The organism is Leptospira ryugenii (assembly GCF_003114855.1).
GTDB classification, from domain to species: domain Bacteria; phylum Spirochaetota; class Leptospiria; order Leptospirales; family Leptospiraceae; genus Leptospira_A; species Leptospira_A ryugenii.
The window spans coordinates 119,756-139,409 of the sequence record NZ_BFBB01000005.1; the positions used below are offsets into that span (position 1 = coordinate 119,756).

A 19,654-nucleotide genomic window follows, 5' to 3' on the forward strand; every position below is an offset into this window, starting at 1 on the left:
TCGATCTTGATTCAATCGCGGTAGTTTAGAGAATATCGATTCTACCGCTTGCATTTACCGTCCCTAGAGGGAAGGCTGTCTCGCCTAGGCTGTTTAACTTTGCTATCGTTTGGGAGAGATTTGCATCCGATACCACAAGTATAAAACCCACACCCATATTAAAGGTAGAAAACAAATCCTTTTTCTCCAGGTGAAAGTCTTCCTTTAGCCTTTCAAAGACTGTAGACCGAGGGATTTGTGCACTTAAGATTTCTGCGCCTAGTCCTTTTGGCAAAACACGAGGTATATTTTCATAAAAGCCACCACCAGTAATGTGAACCATACCTTTAATCTCTTCGGTCTCAATTAATTTTAGAATTGGTTTCACATAAATTCGAGTAGGAACAAATACATCTCTGGTGATAAAATCCAGAAGTTCACCAGAGGGTAATTTCCCGTTGGGCATTAGTAACTTTCTTAAAAGCGAAAAACCGTTGCTATGTGGTCCAGAGGATTTCAAACCTATGATTTTGTCCCCAACCTGAATATTTCTTCCATCAATCAGTTTATCCTTCTCAACGACTCCTACGACAAAACCAGCCAAATCATACTCATCAGCTTCCATTACACCCGGATGTTCCGCTGTTTCACCACCTACAAGTGAACAATCGGCCATTAGGCATCCATCAACAATCCCAGAAACGATCTTTTCCATGCGGGCAACATTGAGTTTACCGCATGCTATATAATCCTGGAAAAACAATGATTTACCACCATTTACCAATATGTCATTTGCACACATAGCGACCAGGTCGATACCAATGGTGTCATGTTTATCCAGTAGCCGTGCGATTTCTAATTTTGTACCGACTCCATCTGTCCCTGAAAGAAGGATTGGAGTTTTATAATCTTTTAGAAAACTAACATCATAACAGGCGGCAAAACCACCTAAACCGCCAATGACATTTTGGGAGAAGGTGGAAGCGACCCTCTCCTTAATATTTTGAACAAATTCTTGGCCTTTTTCGGTATCTACACCTGCTTGTTTATAGGAAATGTTTGTTTGCTCAGACATCTATTTTACTTCCTGTGGTTTGATCATCATTAGAGAATACTTGGGTAAAAACTGAGTAAGGACAGAATGAAAGACCTCTGTATGTAAATCATTATCCGAGTTTAGAAATACCTTTATTGTTGGATCAGAACTCTTCAATGGCGAGAGAGTATTTTTTATGTGCATTGCTGTTCCCAAATTTCCATCATAAACCTTCACATTTGGAAAGGAATGTTGAATCTTTTCTTTTAAAAAAACATAATGCGTACAACCCAACACTATAATATTTGTTTGGTCCAAGACTCCGCGAATTTTTTCTTCCAGAAAATGCCAAGCTTCCTCCCAAGCACCTTGGTCGATCATTTTTGCCAATCCTTCACAAGCAACAGGGAGATAGGAGTTCTCCTTTTGTAAATTCTGCACCAACTGATTGAATTTTTCTTCTTTCAGGGTCAGTGAGGTAGCAAACACAGCAATTGTTTTTCCTGGATTTTCCATGGCTGCCGGTTTGACTGCGGGTTCCATTCCAAACACTGGGATAGATTCTGTTTTGCGTAAAGGTTCTACTGCCACGGAAGTTGCAGAATTGCAGGCAATCAAACCTGCATCAATCTGGAAGGATTTCAAAAATGAAAAAGCACTTTGTGAAATTTCTAGTACAGATTGTTTTGGCAAGTGTCCATAAGGCCCATGGAACAAATCTGCAAAGTAGATATAATTTATATCGGGCAAACTCTCATACAAACTTTTGAGTACAGAGAGTCCACCTAGTCCCGAATCGAAGAGGCCGATTGTGGAACCATTCTTTCCCAAAAGTTTAGGAACCCAAATAAGATTTAATGCTGTCAGCCAAGGTCTTGAATATCCAATCAAATTTTTCTTCGTTTTCTTCCAAGAGTGTAACTCGAAAGCCATTCTTTGAACAACAAAATGAACTTAAAGGTACGACACAAATGCCTTGAGAGGCTAATAGATGCAATACAAATCGTCGATCTAGAGCTGCCTGTTCTAACAAAGGATTCACATAGTTCTTCACTTTTTCATTTGGAATAGGCAATGACATATTTGGTTTGAGAACACCATCTTCAAAAAGCACAGTAAGGTAAAAGGCTCCTTTGGGTTCAATGACCCGCACCCCTTTTACGGATTCAAAAGCCTTGGTTGCTTTTCTTGCTTTCTGTTTAAACTTCTCATTTCTCATTTTCAAATGAGGTAAAAAATTTGGGTGGGAATAAACTTTCGGTATTGATAGCTGAGGGAGGGTCGTAGAACACACCTCAAGCATTTTAGCATCTAACAATGACTTGATATATCGATCAAAAACCGGATCATTTTTTCGGTTGAAAATTTCAAGCCAACCGCAACGTGCACCGGGCCAGGGAAATTCTTTAGAAATAGAACGTAATGCAAATCCACAGACCTTTTCACCAATAACTTCGGATAAATGGACAGAGCCCCATTCAGAATAGTTAACGTGAGCATATGTTTCATCGCAGATCAATATGATATCATACTTCTCACATATCTTCACGATCTCTCGCATAACTTCTTTAGAATAAACTGCACCAGTAGGATTGTCTGGATTGATGAGTAAAATTCCAGCGATAGAATCATTGTATTTCACTTTGTTTTCAATATCTTCTAGGTCTGGCATCCAGTCATTGTCAGGATTGAGATCATAGGTTAGGTGCTCATAGCCTGAATGTGCGGCTTCTGCAGAAGAAAGGGTGGAATAAGCAGGTGAAGGTCCCAGGATCCGTGCCTCTCTACGCATAAATCCGAAGATCTTAGCGACGGCATCACCCAATCCATTGAAAAACAAAATATCATCGGAAGTGATTTGTGCACCTCCTCTCTCATTCACTTTGGCGCTTAAGAACTTTCGGGTGCTTTCATCACCTTGTGTTGCGGTATAGGCCCAGGATTTGTTTTCTGCGACCAAGTCGCTCACAATGGATTTCATCCAATCGGGAATGCTTTCTCCCTTTTGGATGGGATCACCTATGTTTTCCCAGGTGATGTCTACACCCATACCTTGGATTTGCTTTGCAATGCCGACGATTTGTCGGATTTCATAGATCAATGCATCAGCACCAGAATGGACAATATTTCTTCTCATGTTCGGAATCCTACTTTCCTGTTCGGTAGACAACCTCCACCAAAGGCACGGATAATTCCAAGGATTGTGCCTCCCTAAATATCTTCAACCGTAAGACTCCTCCCAATCCTACGAGCCCTACTTGTTCACGCAAATCATTGATGTTTCTGATTTTGATGCCATTGGCTTGTAGGATAAAGTCATAGCGCCGAAGCCCCGCTTTTTCCGCCGAAGAACCTGGCTCGATGTCATAGACCAGAACCCCAACGGCTTCTAGAGGGATGCCCAATGACTTTCTGTGGTCAGGAACAGGAGCTGTTGCCATCACACCTAAGGTTGCGGGGCGGATGTTTTGCCCTACATTTTGTTCAATTTGCCGCAAGACCTTTTTTACATAATTGATGGGGATTGCAAAGCCGATCCCGGAGTTCATCCCATTGCCTCCTCGGATCATCCGGTTGATTCCGATCACTTCGCCATAGATATTCAGAAGAGGTCCCCCACTGCTCCCAGGGTTGATGGTCGTATCTGTCTGGATATGCGTCTGGCCGGTTTCATCTAAATCCTCTCGGGATTTGGTGGAGACAACACCCACGGTAAATGTTTTTTCGAGCCCATATGGAGATCCAACAGCGATCGCCCAGTCTCCGACTTCGACTTCATCGGAATTTCCCAAAAAAGCTGGTTCGAACACTTCATCACTTGGGATTTTAAGGAGAGCAATGTCTGCTCTCTCATGGCTTCCGACATACCTAGCTGGGTAGATCTTTCCATCTGGCATAATGATTTCTATGATTTCAGCATTTTGAATGACATGGTAATTGGTTACAACAAATCCCCTTTCATCAATGATAAAGCCACTGCCAAGAGAAGATAGCCTTTCATCATGTGCCTCCCCAAATGCGTAAGGATGGAAGATCATCTCCGTTTTTTTAGTACGAATGGAAACAACGTAGGATTGAGCCACTCGATACACATTGTGAAAACTGTTTTGCAGTTGTATGGCTTGGTTTTGTTTGCTCGCAGACACTGGCTTGGGGGTCGCAAAGATCTTTGCAACCGAAGAACGGATTTCAGGGAAAAATATTGCAATTAAAATCAAAAACAATAAAACAAAGTTGAAGTAGACGATTGTAGGAATGGAGTTTTTTCTTTCCATAAGATGCCGAAATCTGCACCATATTGGATTCAGAGATTTATCTGTCGAACTAAAAAGTATTCTTGTATTTTATCTGCCTTGTTTCTAAGCAATTGCCTTCCTTATCTCTACCATGTAAGCAAAGAACAATCAAGTATCCTCTTAAATCGAAGGGAAATAAACTCTGTTTTGCAAGATACTAGTGTTGATGAGCGGACAAAGAAGAAACTCGCCTTAATTCAACTCGCAAGAGAGTATGCAGTCAACAAACTGAAATTAAACCCAGATGGTGGCTTCGAATATTATACGAAATTAGATAGAGAAGAAATTGGATGGAATGTAAGTGCATGCCAAGCCCTTGCCTTCGAGTCTTATACATGGTGGTTTCCATTTGCTGGCACTGTTCCTTATAAAGGATTCTTTTCAAAGGATTTAGCTCTTAAAGAAGAGGAATCATTAAAACGTTTAGGATTGGATACAAGAGTAAGAGCTTTTGGCGGGTATTCAACTTTGGGATGGTTTTCGGATCCAGTTTTGTCACCACAATTGGATTGGGAGGATACCAAACTAGTTGGATTGGTCTTTCATGAAATGGCTCATGCCACAAGTTACCTTCCTGGAGATTCCAATCTCAATGAATCTTATGCTAGTTATGTGGAAGAAAAAGGATTGGAACGATTTTATAAGGAAAGAGAAGGAAAAGACAGTCCGTCTTTAAAGGAAATCCTAAATGAAAAAAAGGAAAAGGAAACTTCCATTGCCATACTAAAAAAATATGCTTATGAGCTAGACAAGATCTATAAAAGCCAGTCTACGGATGAGTCAAAACTACAAAAGAAAAAGGAAACAATCCAAAGTTTCAAGGAAGAAGTCATTCGTTTAAACATCGTACCAGCAAAAAAAATCGAAACATTCCGCAAGAAAGAATGGAATAACGAAGACTTTTTAGGAGTCCTTAGATACCACTCGGGAAACCAAACCTTTGAATCATTGTTCACTCAAGCAAATGAAGACTTTGGAATTTTCCACTCCAAAGTCAAAGAGCTTTTCTCGCTTAGCGCGGAAGAGAGAAAAAAACTCCTTAATCTTCCGTAATCATTGCAGACGTAAAGAGTGAATAACCAGTCCAATAACGGTCCTCTGGGCTAGTGCTCCTTGCTGCTTCTTTCGCCTCTTCAAATCGCACATAGAGAGGTTTTTCGGTATCGCTTGGTAGCATCAATTGCTTTAAGAACTTAATATTTTGAAAACCGTTCTGGATACCTGAATGTAGTACAAAAAGTCCTTTCGATTTTTGGGAAAGATAATAACTCGATACCGCAAAATCATCTGAGTAAAATGTACTTTCCCCTAACCTATTGTTGGAAAGAAATCGAAATGTATTTTTAAACTCTTTGGCACTTGAAATTGTTTCGTTCTCATAAGAAACGGTGGTATTTTCAGAAAGTCGCAATACGCTAGGATCGATGACATATTCGGCACTATCATTTTTCCCTTGCACTTCCCAAATCATAAGATCGTTTATGATTTTATCTTCTGGGTTCATTTTATCCATACGATCCATAACACCTATTTGTTTGCTTGAAAATTTAAGTTTTTGTTTTGATATGTTTGGTGAGTCGATAAATGTTTTCACTGAGGCGACTCTATAAAGTTCGATATCTGGTATTGAAAGAGGAGCTTTGCTGTGATAACCAGAAAGATATAGATAATGCCTTTTCCCCTTTGAAAGTCGCAGAGAATTTTTGTATCGATCTGCCAAAGATTCCCTTTGGATCATCTCCATCCCGCCGATTTCCGTTTCGATCCAATACTTCATGAGGTCTTTTTTTAACTCTTTGTTATCCATAAAGAGTTCTCTTCCCAAAGATTTGTTATCTTGAAAAGAAAGTAAGTATGTCTTTTTCCCCAAATCAAATATAGCCGAGAATTCCTGTCCTTTGGGAAGTTTAAGTTTAAGTTTTTCGGCCAGGGAAAAAAATCGTGGAATTTCAGCAAAGGTGACTTTCTTTCCCAAATAACGTTCGCTATGGTTTCTAAACAAATCTCTCGCAATGGCAATGTCAAAAAATACTTCGGAAGAGTTTTTCTCAAGTGCCGTTTGTAGAAGATATGCAAAGAGAAATTCCATCTCCTTACTCATTTCTGGACTAAGCCATTCATTTTTAAGCGAGGAATTTAGAGCGTTGAGACTATCTACCCATTGATTTGGACTTTGATTTTTAAACGTTTCGTAATACTTTCCTATTTTATGACTCGATACAATTCTATTGGGAAGCTCTCTCTTGTAGAGATAAGATAGACGTTGTATGAGTTTTAAATATTCTTCATCTAAAAATGAGTTTCCCATTCCAATGGCTAAATATTCTGATTCGAATGATTTTAAATATTTATCAGCAGATTCACGATCTCCTCTAAGATACAAACTCTCTGCTAAAAAAAGACGAAATGCTAAAATTCGCATTGGTCTTTCTTCCTTTTTTTCTTCTGAGATGATTAAATCAATCAGAGCATTTACTTCATTTTGTTTTTGATTCATGATAGAATTTCTAAGTAGAGAATACATTAAAGTACGATTCAAATGAGAAAGTTTACTCAAAACACTTTCACCTGTTGTTAAGAATTCGGGTGTTAAGATCAAGGGATCAAAGTAGCCTCGATTCACTTGTGCTTTCCAAGACTGGTATAATTTTATTCTAAATTGATCGTAAATAGAATCGGCATAACCATACTTCGTAAACTCTCGTGAGAGAATCTTTTGGTCATATTCTGACCATTTTTTTCTAAAACCTAAACTATAGGCAGATGTAGAAGTCAGAGTGGTCTGATCTATGCCGACATCACCAAACAATAAACCTTTATGGAAAAGAATTTCAAGTTCTCTATTTTTCGCTGTATTTTTTTCTTTTGCTGATCTTGCAAACGAATAGGTTCTTTTTAGCTCCTCTTCTGCTTCTTTCAGAAGATAGTTTTGAATATATAATGTGCCAAGACGATAGGATTGGAGGAATGCATCTTCTCCTTTCTCAATTTCCTTTCTTGCCTCATTGGACTCTTGTAAACCTCTCACCTTCCCAAGCCGGAGCTTCTGATAAAACTCCAATGCCTTTTCATACGTTCCAGCTAGGGGTCCAATCCAAACATTTTTCATCTCTCCGCAATCTTTTAAGTCTTTATCCGTATAACAGGTAACATAAAAAGAATATCGAATTTTATTTTGGAATTCCTTATCCTTATATTTATTTAAAAGAGGTTCGAAAAAGATTTTCTTGGCTACCGAAGGAAACAGTTGAGTTTTCAATTCGGCTAATTTTAGCTCGATATCTGGTAAACGAGAATCCTGATTTGGCAATAGGGAGGATGCAGAATAATACTTGTCGTACGCGATCTCAAAATCCTTTAATTTTTCGAACTGTTTACCTTCCTCCATCAACTGTTTGGCTTTTTCTAAATTTTCTGCGGGGACAAGTTTTGTATCCCAAGCACCCAAAACAATAACATTTTTATTTTGATTTAACTCACTTAAACTTGGATTAGTAGATAAAAAAACTTTCAAATCTTCAAACTTTGAGTAAAGCACAAGATTTTGGATCCTACGGGATCGTAATACTTCATATAGATAACCGATTCTTTGCCAATCGACTGGCTTGGAAAATTCTGAAAGCGGAAGTGCAGCTACTGATATCTCATTTCCACTCGTTGTGAATAATTCTCGCAGTGGTAAATTCTGGGAGACTTTATCGGCAAATAAACTTCCATTTAGAGGAAATGTTTTTGTAGAAACCAATACATCCGTATCGTATACCAAAGGACCAAGAGTATATGATGTTTGTGCTCGAGTTGGTAGGGATGTCTCTTTGGTCGTTGAGTCGGTGAATAATGTTGTCCATTTCCATGATCTTTCATTTTTCTCCTGGAAAAGATCACTCTCGGCCGTTCTCGAAATAAAAGTAACTTGTTTTCCTTTTTCAGAAAAGAATCCTTTCAATTTCTGAACATCCGATATTGAAAAACTATCACCTAATCCCTGTATTACTACAGTCTCAGAGGAAACTTCAGGTAGACAGGAGCCTTCATCAAGCGACAAGCAATGCTTGTGAAAAATATTCTTATTGCGCTCACTGAACAGATGGTATTGATTTTCAGAGTGATACACATACAAAATTCGATTGTCTAAGGTGAATCTCTCCTTAGGATTCCAGAATATTGACCAAAAGGAATTTCTCTCCGGGCTAAGTGAATTTAATTTTGATGTATATGCTTCTAATTTCTGAATCTCAATCTGTTTACTTTTCAGAAGATTGTCGACATTTTCTCTATTCTCAGACTTTGTTTCCATTGTTTTCAAAAGAGTTCGATATCTTTTGATCCAATTGAGTAGATCCGAATAGGCAAGATTTAGTTTAGAATCCTCAAATTCGAACTGAGAGTTAAAGACCTCACGAAACAATTCTATGGAACGCCTTTCTTCCCAAAGCTGTACTAGAGCGCTGAAATTTTTCTGCTCTAAATAATATTTACTTAGTGTATTTACTAGACGATCAATTTTGACTCGAGGTGAAAATAAGCGGATCTCAGGACTCTCTTTCCAATCCTTTTGAACTTTCTTTACCGAATTTTGTAGATCTAAATTTTGTTTAGAGAGATTGGCTAAGCCTGATTCCATTTCTATTTTTTGTTGGTGCAACCAAAATAACTCATCATCAAATCGAAATTCGTAGGCGAGTTCCGCAGCTTCATTCCATTTCTTTCTACTGAGTTCTATATCTCCTAATCTTCGATAAATGAACGCTAAATTATAGAGTAAACGTATTCTTTCTTTTTTTCGAATAGGATCTTTGGGCAGACCAATATCAATCGGATCTACCAATCCTGGATTTTCTAAAATCTCTGCTGCTTCCGCATATCTAGAAAATGAAATTTCTGGATTACCTACACTTAACTCTGCTAAATAGAAATTGGCTGTACCACGAATGACATCATATTTATAGTATTTTTTTCGGAATTGCAAGTCGCACAATTTGTCCGAGCATGATTTCATAAAATCAGATTTCCAAATCTCTAGGTTTGCGAGAAGGTCTTTGAGAGCTTTTGTTGCCTTCTCTGTATTTTCTTTATTTGCTTCTACAAAACTAAAGACGGAAGTAGAATAGCCTGCGATCGCTTTTTCTTTTGAATCAGGACTACCATTCGCAAAGACAAGTTGAATTAAGTCCTCATAAGATTTCAGTGCATTTTCTGATACTTTGTTTTCGTAATAAATCTGTGCGGCCACTTGCTTGGACTTTGCAAGTATTGTAGTACCCATTGCCGTCTTATCCAGAGATTTTTCTTTAATAAAATCATTCCTAGCACTTAACTCTTGCAAGGCTAATTCAAATTCTCTTTGTTCAATGTGATTTTCTATACTTACACCTAAAGTAAGTAAATATTTGAAATCATCTGGGAACTCACCAGGAAATCTTCCCTCTCCAATCACCCTTTTGTCTTCTGGCAATACAAGATCCCAAGAAGAGAAATTTTTCCATCTCTGCCACAGCGATTTTTTTGATTTCTGGTATTCCTGTTTTGCTATCGACAACATCTCATAAGAACTTTGAAATCTACCAGCCTTTTGCATGGCAATAGCTAAGTAATTATACAGATTGATAGGGTGTAAAAATTGAGTTTGTTGATTGTAGGCAATAGAAGTTTGGAAGGATTCAATCGCCGGAGTAAATTGTTGGCTCTCAAGCTCTGCAAGTCCTTTTAAAGCAAATAACAATGCCAACTTGGAGCGAATGTTCATTAAACGCTCTTTGGTAATTGTATTTTCATCGGAAGCATAAGCATTCACTGCTTGGTAATATTCGTTTTTGAAATAAATTTGAATGGATGATTGGAATTGAGAAATTGCCTTTTTGTATTCTGATTGGTAAATCAGTGCCCTTCCATAATGGTATCTAAAAACTGCTTCTTGTTTATAGGATTCAAATTGATTTTTTGCAAGGAGGGTTTTTGAACTCTCCTCTACTTTTTGAAAACTTTCATCGGCTTTCGGATAATTATTTAATAAGAAATAGTTATTACCTAAATTTAAGTTTAGATCAGAAAGCACTTTGGGCTTTAGATTCTTCTGTCCTAAAAAGACAAGAATTTGGTTATAGAGTTCGACATTTGCCTCCAAGTTTTTCTCAGGAAAAAACTTTTTATAAAGTGCCAAATATTTTTCTTCATCTGTTTCGGCTCCTGGCTCAGCCCGCCGCAATTTCATTAGGTCAACATACTGATAAAGCCAACCTAATAGTTGGTATGCATCATGGTAAGTGGGATCTGCAAAAATAATCCATTTCAGTTCCCATTCTGCTTTTTTATAATTCTCTAATATCTCTTTCTTTCGGAGGTCGGTCATCGTATTCGTGGCATAGTAATACGATTCATAAATTACATATTTGTTTATAAGAAAGTAAGCATATCCGTACAGTGTCGATAAATCTAAATGCGGCCTTGCGCGTGGGACTGCTTGTTTGTAGTATAATTCAGCCCATTGTAAGGCCTGCCCAGACAGAACATTGATTTGCTCCAGATCTTTTAAATCAACTACACTTCTTAGATATTTATTTTCAGTTACCAAAGAAGTGACGTCAGTAATATTTCCAATTACGTTTAGTTTATCCTTTCCTAGTACATTGATTTGGGAAAGTAAGGCACGTTCTTCTTCTTCCCGCAATTTTTTACCATAGTTAAAGATTGTATCAACCATTCTTCTCTGGTAGTAAACACCGTATTCTTGGTACAAACTATCCAAGAAGAGGTTTTTCGTTTTTACCAAAAACATGTTCTGGTTATTGTAAAAGTAATGAAACGCTGATTCTCTAAGATTACCTAATCTTTCAAATTCCAAAGCCTTATTCTCAAAATAAAAGAATGCATTTTCAATATCGCTTATCTTTAGATCGACTCCAAGATCTTTGTCGTAGAACTCGAGATACACTTTTAAATTCCTTAAGGCATCACCAGTGTTTCCAGAATACTTTTGATTTTGGTACTTTAGTATATGGGATTTAAGCAATATTGGATTTTTATAGGCGACTTTGTAAACTGGTAGTTCAAAGACAGAAGGCTTTCCAATGGGTTCCAGATCCATTTGAGGCGGGATAGGAATGATTTGGTCTAATAATAAGGAAGAATTAGCAAAATCCCTTAGAGAGTGCAAAGCCTTGGCTTTTTCAAACAATAGAATTTGTTTGAATAGGTCTTCCGACTGATTATCAGCTTCTGAAAGTAAAATATCTACCCACTGAAGGACCTCACCAGGAGAACGATTTGATTCTATTTTTAAAATAATATCTTCGATCAAATATCGTAGATCGCGCTTTGTATTAAAATCAAAGTTCTGTTCATTTCTAGTCAGCGAACGTTCCGCCTCATCTTTCCAATTCTTGAAAATTTGTTTGTACACGATGGGTAAAGTCTTGCTATCTTGAGTGAATTCATAAGTGCCTAGTTTTCTCCGAATCTCGGAAATGAGATGATACTCAGGGTATCGATCCGTGATTTCAATCAGATAACGTTTGGTAGATGGAATATCTTTTTTCTTTTCGAAATCATCTACTAATAAATGCAAAAGTGAAGGGATCGTATCAATCGAAACATCCGAATGCGAATTGATAAATTGCAAGAGTTCTTGGTTTTTAGTAGCAGGATTTTGCGCAAGCCACCTAGCAAAAGCAAATCCGAATGCTGTATCTCGGCCTAATTCTCCGCTCTGCATACCGGAATAGATTTGTTTTGCTTCTTTTGATTTTCCCATTTTCTCATATGCTTTTGCTTTTAAGTCATTCACCTTTGCTTGGTAAATAGGGAACAAGGGATCCTGGGAGAAAAAAAGTTCCATAGAATTTAAGCCAAGAAAATAGGCCTCTAAAGATTGACCGTCTAAGAATGTTTTTGTCGATTGGTATTGTTCTATAATATTACTTTGTTTTGGGATTGAGCCTGTGGCCGGCAAAAAGTAAATATTGATTGAATTGAAATAAGGAGCAGAAAATAAAACAGAACCACCGTTAAAGGTAGAATATTTGACATCAAAAAAAGAAACCTCTCCAGAAGATAAAACTTTCTCTTCTCCTGTCTGTAGATTTCTCATTACGAGTAGGCTCACATCCCGTTCATCTAGTTTGCCATTTCCATTTGAATCTTTTCGGATGGATGCGTAATATAAGTACTTTCCTAACTGGTCAACGCAAGGGGAAAAATCTAAAAAAGCATTGTTTGTTATTCGTTGGATTTCTTTTGATTGAATTTGGAATGAATAGACTTCGCCTCTATTATCTTCTCCATACGAGATAAAATATACAACACTTCCGTCTTTACTCAAGGAGGGATTGACGGCGCCGTTTTGGGTTAATAGCGTTTTCTCTTGTGGACGAAAAGGATTGATTTGTACTAAATTTGGAATACCAGGGGTAAATGCATCAGAAACATATAACACATATTTGCCGTCCGGAGTCCAAACTGGATCTGTGTCAATGATCCTCTGTCTTTTCCCTTCTTTTTTTGCAAGTGGATTGGTTAGGTTTATCGTATCAGTTTCAATAAAACGATTACCTTTAAGGAGCTCTTCCATCCATTCCTCAATATTCATTTCCAGAAGTACTAAATCTCCATCTGAATCAAATTCTTCTGAAACAAAAACGAGATACTTTCCATCCGGTGAAATTGCTGGTTTGGACTCAGAAAAAGAATTTTCTGTTACTGGAACAATCACAGAGCTTTTTAAATCACGAAACCAGATATCATTGTTTCCATTTTTATCCGTAGTATAAAACAAAAACCTTCCATCAGCCGTAGTAGAATTGTATAGATTATTTCCACGTTGAACTGTTAAGGGAAATGGTTTTGTTTCACCAGGTTTGAAATAGTTTTTAGAAATGGACTGGTAATCAAAGGTAACTGGATTTATCTTTACTCCACTTTGCAAGAGAGTACATTGGAGGAGGGTACTTAGAAAAAATAATGAAAGTTTACTCGAGGTAGTGCGAGACATCTACATTTTCTCCCATTTACCTGGAGAAATTTCATAATATTCGCCTTTACTAACATTTTTGATATAAACCTCAGACAGGTTGAGTCGAAGTGTTCGAAGCTCCTCCTCCTTTCTTCCTTTTTTCTTCTCTTCTTCAACTTGCTTATCTATAACCAGTTTTCTTGATTCATTTACCAATCTCAATACATCATCCAAACGTTTTCGTTTTGCGGGAAATTCATATTCAGGATAGAAGGGAGATTGTGAGGCAAACGGATTAAACTTCAAAATGCCAGCTTGGCCTTCACCGATCATGTTATGTAATTTATATCGTTTTACTTCAGATTCTAAGTACAATAATCGTTTTTGATGTCCAAGCAATTCGGGATCTTGGCCAATTTCGGAAGCCAATTGACTGTTTTGTTGACGACTTCCCGAAGATGATTGAATCGAGGAAACTAGCCAGCCATCTTTTTCTAACTCTCTATCTTCACCGACCATCTGTTTTTCTGCCGCCGTTTGTGCATTGGTGATTGTAAAGGGAGGTACCTTAAAGTTGATGAGGGCTTGGCAGTTACCAAATATTATGGACGCTAGAAGAATTGTTAATCTGAGCTTCATGTAAATATCCTATTGATAGGTTTCTATTTCCGATCGAGCACGTTTCAAAAAATTTGCTAGAGGCATTCTCTGCTGTGATATTTTGCTATCTTCCAAATTAATGAATACCGACAAGATAGATCTTCTAAAAAATACATCCGCATATACTAAGCCTTTGGACAAAGAAATATCGATTGTGTTTACCGCATAACTATCAGCAATACGGTCTATCAAAAAATTCTGAGGCGAGATAACATTCAAGGCACTTTTACCAAAATCACTACCAATTTGAAAAATAGAGAAGAATAAATCCATGTTTGCGACAGGCTCTGTTAAATCTCTAACAGATATATTCAGGTCAGCCTTGAGTTTACCATCAGCAATTTTATCTCGAACTTTTGGTGCCATCAATTGTTTCAAATCTATATCTCTTATCTGAAGATTGCCACGAAACTCCATTTGTGAGGGACTTGAAGTTCCGACATTGAAAACGATATTTTTCCCAAAGACAAGTCCATCTAGCGTATAGGCCTTCAAACTTTCGATCGAGGCATAATTTTCTTGGTAGTCGATGCGCGCGGAAAAACCAGGAAGAGTTCCCTGCCTCTTCACATATTCAAAAGGAAGGTCGGGTATACTTGGATGAGTCCCTATAATCTGACCAATTTTTAAGTTTGGCTCTAAGGTTCTGCCATAATTCTTAATAAACTGCGATTTATCCCCCACGATAAGACTTTCTTTTCTTGTCCAATTAAGACTGTGATGAAAAGGAATCTTAGCATCCAAATCTTCCACCAAAAATGCCTTACATTCAAGTCCTGGGCATTTATGATTTGTTTGGTGAATATTGGAATGATCTGATTGGAATTCACCTATGATGTCAAAATCTTTGATCTTTGTAGAGAGATTTACATTCCCGCTAAAGGAAATCCCTTTTAACAAATTCTTTTTTGTAGAAGACTTCAATGACAAATTTAAATCCAAGTTCCCAAAATATGGTCCCAACGGAGACTTACCTCCTTTTTTCTCAAGGGAGCCTGCGCTCTTAAGTGATAAGATGTTCTCATACCCTGTCATTTGAAATGAATTGATTTGGATTTTTTCATTTTCTGCTAAACTTCGTAATAAATCCATTTTTATGGACAAATCCGAAAGCTCTAGTCCAGGGATCTTTCCTGTTAATGCCAAAATAACTTTTTGGTACTTTGAATTCAAAAGTACATTTGAGTCTATTTTGAGTTCAGGATGGTCTCCAATCACTGATTGCAAGGGCGCAATTTTTTCTTTTAGGAATAAAGGTACAGTTTGTAACAAAAAAGGTATTTTTGCACTGAGGTTGAGTGGTTTAATATTTATATTTTTTTCTTCACCCAATCGGACATCACCTTGGAATTGTAAGGCTAAGGCGTCCGCTCCAGATAAAGTTTTCTGATTTAAAGTAAACTTTGGAATGGATAGGAAAGCCAATTGAAATGGCCCAGAAAAGAACAAACGGATGTCACCAAATAAACCTAACCATGAATCTGGTGACCTAGATCTATCTAATGAATAGCGAAATCGTTCAACTGATAAGGCCAACTGGACTGGCAAATTGCTAAAATCCTTTGCCCTGATTAACACCTTAGCTTTTGTTGTTCCACCCAACATAGAAACATATTCAACTAACCTAAGGTTTTCAAGTGAAACGTCCAAATCTAATTGTTTGCCTTTGTCCATTAAGCCAGAAATATCGATCTTGATCCCATTGTATTGCAACTGGCATTGGTCGATGAAAAAGGATTGCAACCAAGGAAATGGGTCTTCTGCTGATTTTGATTTCCCTTCGGAAAAATCGACACCCAAGCCTAAATTCATAAGTAAAGTCGGGATCTGGTGGGTTTTTCCAGAAGATGAAATAGATAGTTGGTTGGCGATAGCGACCAAAGAAAAAATCGTCTCCTTCCCAGTTCCTTTAACAGTTGTTCCAGAAAATGAAACATTGCCGCCCAAAGCAATTTTCGGGACTATCCCATCTAATTGCAAAAGCAACTTATGAAGCGGTTCGAGATTGATTTTTGACTCGGTGACGGCAATATCAATATGTCGATTGTCTTTTGTTACATTGTTAGCTAAGCCAGCTATCTGCAACCACCTATCACCTAAGATAGATAATGCGATATCTCTAAAAATAACTTTATCTTCTTCAGGAAAATATTCTATATGATGGCTAAGAACGGCACCAAACGTAACTGGCTTATTTTTATATGTGAATTGGATTTGCTCTGAACCAATCTTTGATGTAAAAAGAAAATGAGGGTTTTTATCTCTGTCGCGATTCCAATCCAAAAGTAAACCGATGGGAAGGCTTTGTTTCCAATTCAAATCTTTGGTTTCAATTTGGATGGAGGGCGCACGCTCGGGGTTGAATCCTAAATACAATTGGTCAATTTGTTCAGTAATGGTATAATCAAACGGGAGATTGGTGAATCGATTTGTGACCAAATCAAATCGAAAGTTTAGATCCTCAATGCTCACAAAAGAGTTGGGTTGCGATTCTTTTGTGATATCAATTCTCACATCCTTCAAAGATAGGTGTGCCTCCGCCGCTACAGGTATCCATGTTCGTAAGGAACTGAGTGGTTCTTTTGGTTCTTCCTCTTCTTTTTTTTCATCGGAAGGTTTGAGAAGGGTCGCAAAGTTCCAAATCTGATTTCTCTCGTGTAAATGGATCTCGGCGGATTCCAGAGCTATTTCTGAAACCTTCAATTTTGCCAAAAGAAGCATCGGGATCTGGTAGCGAAGAGCCAAACGCTTCGCCTGGAGAAGGTTCTCCTCTGGAAAAGGTTCTTTTGTCTCGATCCGAACGTTTTCAAATTCAAAACCAAAAAACAAAGAGAAACACCGAGTTTCCAAATGTACCCGGGCCTGGAGGAAAGATTCCAAAAGTCTGGGGAGGAAATAATCCGCGGAGAAGCTATTGAAAACAGATTTGTAAAGGATAAAGGAAAGGAGAAAGGCACGAAACACTCTCCTACGCAGGAGCTCCCTCAAGAATTGCTTCCAACGAACCAACACTGCCTGTGCTCCCTCGGAAGATTAGTATTCGAAGGAGTCTTCTGCCTCTTCTAGGGTTTTATAGATCTCGAAAACACTGGAAAGCTTGGTGATTTCCATGAGATTTTCAATGTCTGAGTTTAGATTTGCAAAAACGAGGCGCCCATTCAAACCATCGATGTGTTTATAAATGTTCAAAAACGTTCCGAGCCCAGCTGAGTTAATGAAGGGAACCTTTTTCAAATCAATAATGAATTTAGGCACTTGTCCTTTTTTGATGTATTGTTCAATCTTTTCAGAAAGCTCAAATTCATTCCCCGCTTTAATGGCACCTTCAATTTTAATGATGTGCACGTCGTTTTTGCTCGTAACTTTGATTTTCATAACCCTTCGGTAAGTGGTATACGCAAGGAAAATGGAGCAAAAACACCGTTTGTAAAGCAAATTTTTATGCACAGTGCAATAATTCTTGCCCGTGCTTCTGGAAGTGGTTCTTTGTTTTCGCTAGATGGACTCTTACCTCTTTTCTGGTAATTCCCAATATCCTTGCGATCTCTCTTTCCGAAAATAGACTCTTGTTAATTGCTTTTTCTCGTAAGACCATCCATTCGCGTTTGTGTTTTCCATACTCTTTTCTTTTTTCTGGGTCTTGGGCCTGCATCAAAAGGCGTGTATACCGTATGATCCTTTGGTTGCAGGTGTCCAATTTTTGCTCGGCAGCTTGTTTCTTTTTATCATATAATGTCTGAAAACTGTCCCGGTTTTGGCCCATTTGGTGCAATCTCCAGAGAAAGGCCTTTCGGTATTTCCCAAGAAGAGGCAGATCAAACCGAAGGGAGATGACCAAATTTGACATTAACGGGAGTAAGGTGAGATGCTGTTCCACAAGCTCGCGTAAGCTCACATTGGGATCAAAGAGATTAATCTCCTCTTCTTTTTTGTCTCTCCACATATCTATATAGGCAATGTTACCCTCTATATCAAATTGTTTTCGAGTTTGGTTTCTGTATAAATTAAATCCATAGGTGACAAAAAAACCTAGGACAACTTGGATATGGTATGATTTTGAAAGATTCCACATAATGGAAAATCGTTCCAAAATCTCTAGAACCAAATCCGATTTGTCATCGTCTGAAATAATCCTTTTCTTCGCTACTTTCTCACTGATCCAAGGTGGTAATGATACCCGCAAGGAACTTAGATCTCCTGTTAGTCGTGCTTTTGAAATTTCCGCTCTTAATTCTTCTTCTGTTTTCGTTTGATACATGCGAAATAAAATACAGAGTGTTCAAATCATGTCGAATTCGTTTTTACTTTTAGTAGTTCTAGTATGGGAAGAAAGGTGAACTTTAAAGGCAAAAAGGTGAATATTATTTTATTTTTCTCTGAACTAGAAGCCTAATCACTGTTATCGAAATATGAATTAAATTAAACCATACAAAAGGGAGATAAGAAATTGTTGCGACATGTAGAGAGCCAGCCATAAACGCACCACAGCTATTCCAGGGAACAAGCGGAGATGAAAGTGTTCCTGAATCTTCTAAAGCTCTAGCAATTTCTTTTGGTTTGACTTTATATTCCACGGCAAACTGACTGAAAGAGCGTGCAGGAATGACGATGGAAAGGTATTGGTCTGCGGTGCTTAGGTTAAGAATAAAAGAGGAGGACATAGCCGTGAGCAATAACTCTTCTTTTTTGTGTATCCATTGTTTCCAAGATTGGATAATGCTTTTTAAATAACCCAAGCCCTCAAGAGAGCCCCCAAACCAAACAGCCGTAAGGATCAGAATCTCGGTAGGCAAAACAGCGATAAGTCCTCCCCCACTCAAAAAAATATCCATCCTCTCATTGCCTGTATTTGCTTGGTACCCAAATAACAAAGTATGTCCGAGAGAACCTATTTGGTCCAAAGGAAATTCTAAAAAACAGAGAGACGCGAGGATTCCCAATGAGAGTGAAACAAAAGAAGGAAGAGAGAGGATAGAACCAAGAAATACTAGCAAAACCGGTATGAGGTGAAGATAAGAGATAGGAGTATCGAGAGAGTGGGAGGAAATTGACCACTTGGTTGCTTCTATGCTAATGGCAGGCGACAAATATCCATTGGCTATCCAAAACAAAAATAATGACAATACAAAACTTGGAACGGTAGTCCTTAGCATAAAACGGATATGCTCTTGGATGGGAACAGAAGTCAAAGAAGAAGCGAGGATTGTGGTGTCAGAGAGAGGAGATAGTTTATCTCCAAAGTAACAGCCAGAAATAATGGCTCCAGCCGATATCTCTGGAGGGATGCCATAGAGACTTCCCAAGCCCATCATCGCAAGTCCAACCGTACCAGCGGTTGTCCATGAACTACCGGAAGCAATGGAAGCGATTCCATTTACAATTGCAAATCCTGGGAGTAAAAATTTAGGAGAGATTAAGGATTCTCCTAGAAGAATGAGATGGAATAACACTCCACTCTTTGCCCAAAAGGCAATCAAAATACCTACCAAAGCCAAGATGAGCATTGCCGGAAAGACAGATTGCACATTTTTCAGAAAGGAATGGACTACAAAATGCAACGACTTGCCTATCTTTGGTCTAACAAGGATTAAAACAAATCCCGTAGAAAATAGTGCTAGGTGATGACCATAAGCAGAAACTGGCGTAGGCAATAGAAACTTAAAAACAAATATAAAAAGAAATAGGATGGCGAAAGGAATGTATAGCAACTATCTCATTCCTTTCTCTGTCATCTTG

11 protein-coding genes are annotated in these 19,654 nt (G+C 38.1%); 1 reads left to right on the forward strand and 10 read right to left on the reverse strand.

Features of this window, described 5'->3' with window-relative positions; translation table 11 throughout:
* Nucleotides 1-25: 25 nt before the first annotated feature.
* From purM to DI060_RS10470, 4 genes are read right to left on the reverse strand one after another with little or no spacing between them, the layout of a single operon-like run.
* Complete coding sequence (purM, locus tag DI060_RS10455; protein WP_108976453.1) at nt 26-1,054, reverse strand: phosphoribosylformylglycinamidine cyclo-ligase; 1,029 nt, start codon at nt 1,052-1,054, stop codon at nt 26-28.
* Complete coding sequence (gene murI, locus DI060_RS10460) at nt 1,055-1,906, reverse strand: glutamate racemase (protein ID WP_244594357.1); 852 nt, start codon at nt 1,904-1,906, stop codon at nt 1,055-1,057.
* Entirely contained in the window at nt 1,851-3,152 is a 1,302-nt protein-coding gene (locus tag DI060_RS10465; protein ID WP_108976455.1) for a pyridoxal phosphate-dependent aminotransferase, read from the reverse strand. Before DI060_RS10465 ends, murI begins: the two co-directional genes overlap by 56 nt.
* Before the next feature lie 10 nt (nt 3,153-3,162).
* Nucleotides 3,163-4,290 (reverse strand): S1C family serine protease, encoded by a 1,128-nt coding sequence (locus DI060_RS10470; protein WP_108976456.1) that lies wholly within the window; start codon nt 4,288-4,290, stop codon nt 3,163-3,165.
* 3 nt (nt 4,291-4,293) lie between these two features.
* On the opposite strand from DI060_RS10470, the gene DI060_RS10475 reads away from it, so the two are divergent.
* Entirely contained in the window at nt 4,294-5,364 is a 1,071-nt protein-coding gene (locus tag DI060_RS10475; protein WP_108976457.1) for an aminopeptidase, read from the forward strand.
* Here the strand turns inward: DI060_RS10475 and DI060_RS10480 are convergent.
* From DI060_RS10480 to DI060_RS10505, 6 genes are all read right to left on the reverse strand, one after another.
* Nucleotides 5,351-13,297 carry a biopolymer transporter TolR gene (locus DI060_RS10480; protein WP_244594358.1) on the reverse strand — a complete coding sequence of 2,649 codons (7,947 nt, stop codon included), beginning with the start codon at nt 13,295-13,297 and terminating at the stop codon, nt 5,351-5,353. The genes DI060_RS10475 and DI060_RS10480 overlap by 14 nt on opposite strands.
* Nucleotides 13,298-13,897, reverse strand: coding sequence for a DUF1318 domain-containing protein (locus DI060_RS10485; protein WP_108976458.1), 600 nt, complete (start codon nt 13,895-13,897; stop codon nt 13,298-13,300).
* Nucleotides 13,898-13,906: 9 nt separating this feature from the next.
* A complete protein-coding gene (locus DI060_RS10490; protein ID WP_439956907.1) occupies nt 13,907-16,930 on the reverse strand; it encodes an LIC_11026 family protein in 3,024 nt (1,007 codons plus the stop codon).
* A 21-nt stretch (nt 16,931-16,951) separates the two neighbouring features.
* On the reverse strand, nt 16,952-17,293 hold the full coding sequence (locus tag DI060_RS10495) for an STAS domain-containing protein (protein WP_002989181.1): 342 nt from the start codon (nt 17,291-17,293) through the stop codon (nt 16,952-16,954).
* Nucleotides 17,294-17,357: 64 nt separating this feature from the next.
* Nucleotides 17,358-18,176, reverse strand: coding sequence for a helix-turn-helix domain-containing protein (locus tag DI060_RS10500; RefSeq protein WP_108976460.1), 819 nt, complete (start codon nt 18,174-18,176; stop codon nt 17,358-17,360).
* Between the two features lie 103 nt (nt 18,177-18,279).
* Nucleotides 18,280-19,626: a Na+/H+ antiporter NhaC family protein gene (locus tag DI060_RS10505; RefSeq protein ID WP_244594359.1), complete on the reverse strand. Its 1,347-nt coding sequence runs from the start codon at nt 19,624-19,626 to the stop codon at nt 18,280-18,282.
* Nucleotides 19,627-19,654 lie beyond the last annotated feature (28 nt).

Excerpts from the sequence above, each read along its gene's own strand:
- purM (WP_108976453.1), bottom strand. The coding sequence starts at position 1,054 with ATGTCTGAGCAAACAAACATTTCCTATAAACAAGCAGGTGTAGATACC.
- DI060_RS10465 (WP_108976455.1), bottom strand. The coding sequence starts at position 3,152 with ATGAGAAGAAATATTGTCCATTCTGGTGCTGATGCATTGATCTATGAA.
- DI060_RS10470 (WP_108976456.1), bottom strand. The coding sequence starts at position 4,290 with ATGGAAAGAAAAAACTCCATTCCTACAATCGTCTACTTCAACTTTGTT.
- DI060_RS10475 (WP_108976457.1), top strand. The coding sequence starts at position 4,294 with ATGCCGAAATCTGCACCATATTGGATTCAGAGATTTATCTGTCGAACT.
- DI060_RS10480 (WP_244594358.1), bottom strand. The coding sequence starts at position 13,297 with ATGTCTCGCACTACCTCGAGTAAACTTTCATTATTTTTTCTAAGTACC.
- DI060_RS10485 (WP_108976458.1), bottom strand. The coding sequence starts at position 13,897 with ATGAAGCTCAGATTAACAATTCTTCTAGCGTCCATAATATTTGGTAAC.
- DI060_RS10495 (WP_002989181.1), bottom strand. The coding sequence starts at position 17,293 with ATGAAAATCAAAGTTACGAGCAAAAACGACGTGCACATCATTAAAATT.
- DI060_RS10500 (WP_108976460.1), bottom strand. The coding sequence starts at position 18,176 with ATGTATCAAACGAAAACAGAAGAAGAATTAAGAGCGGAAATTTCAAAA.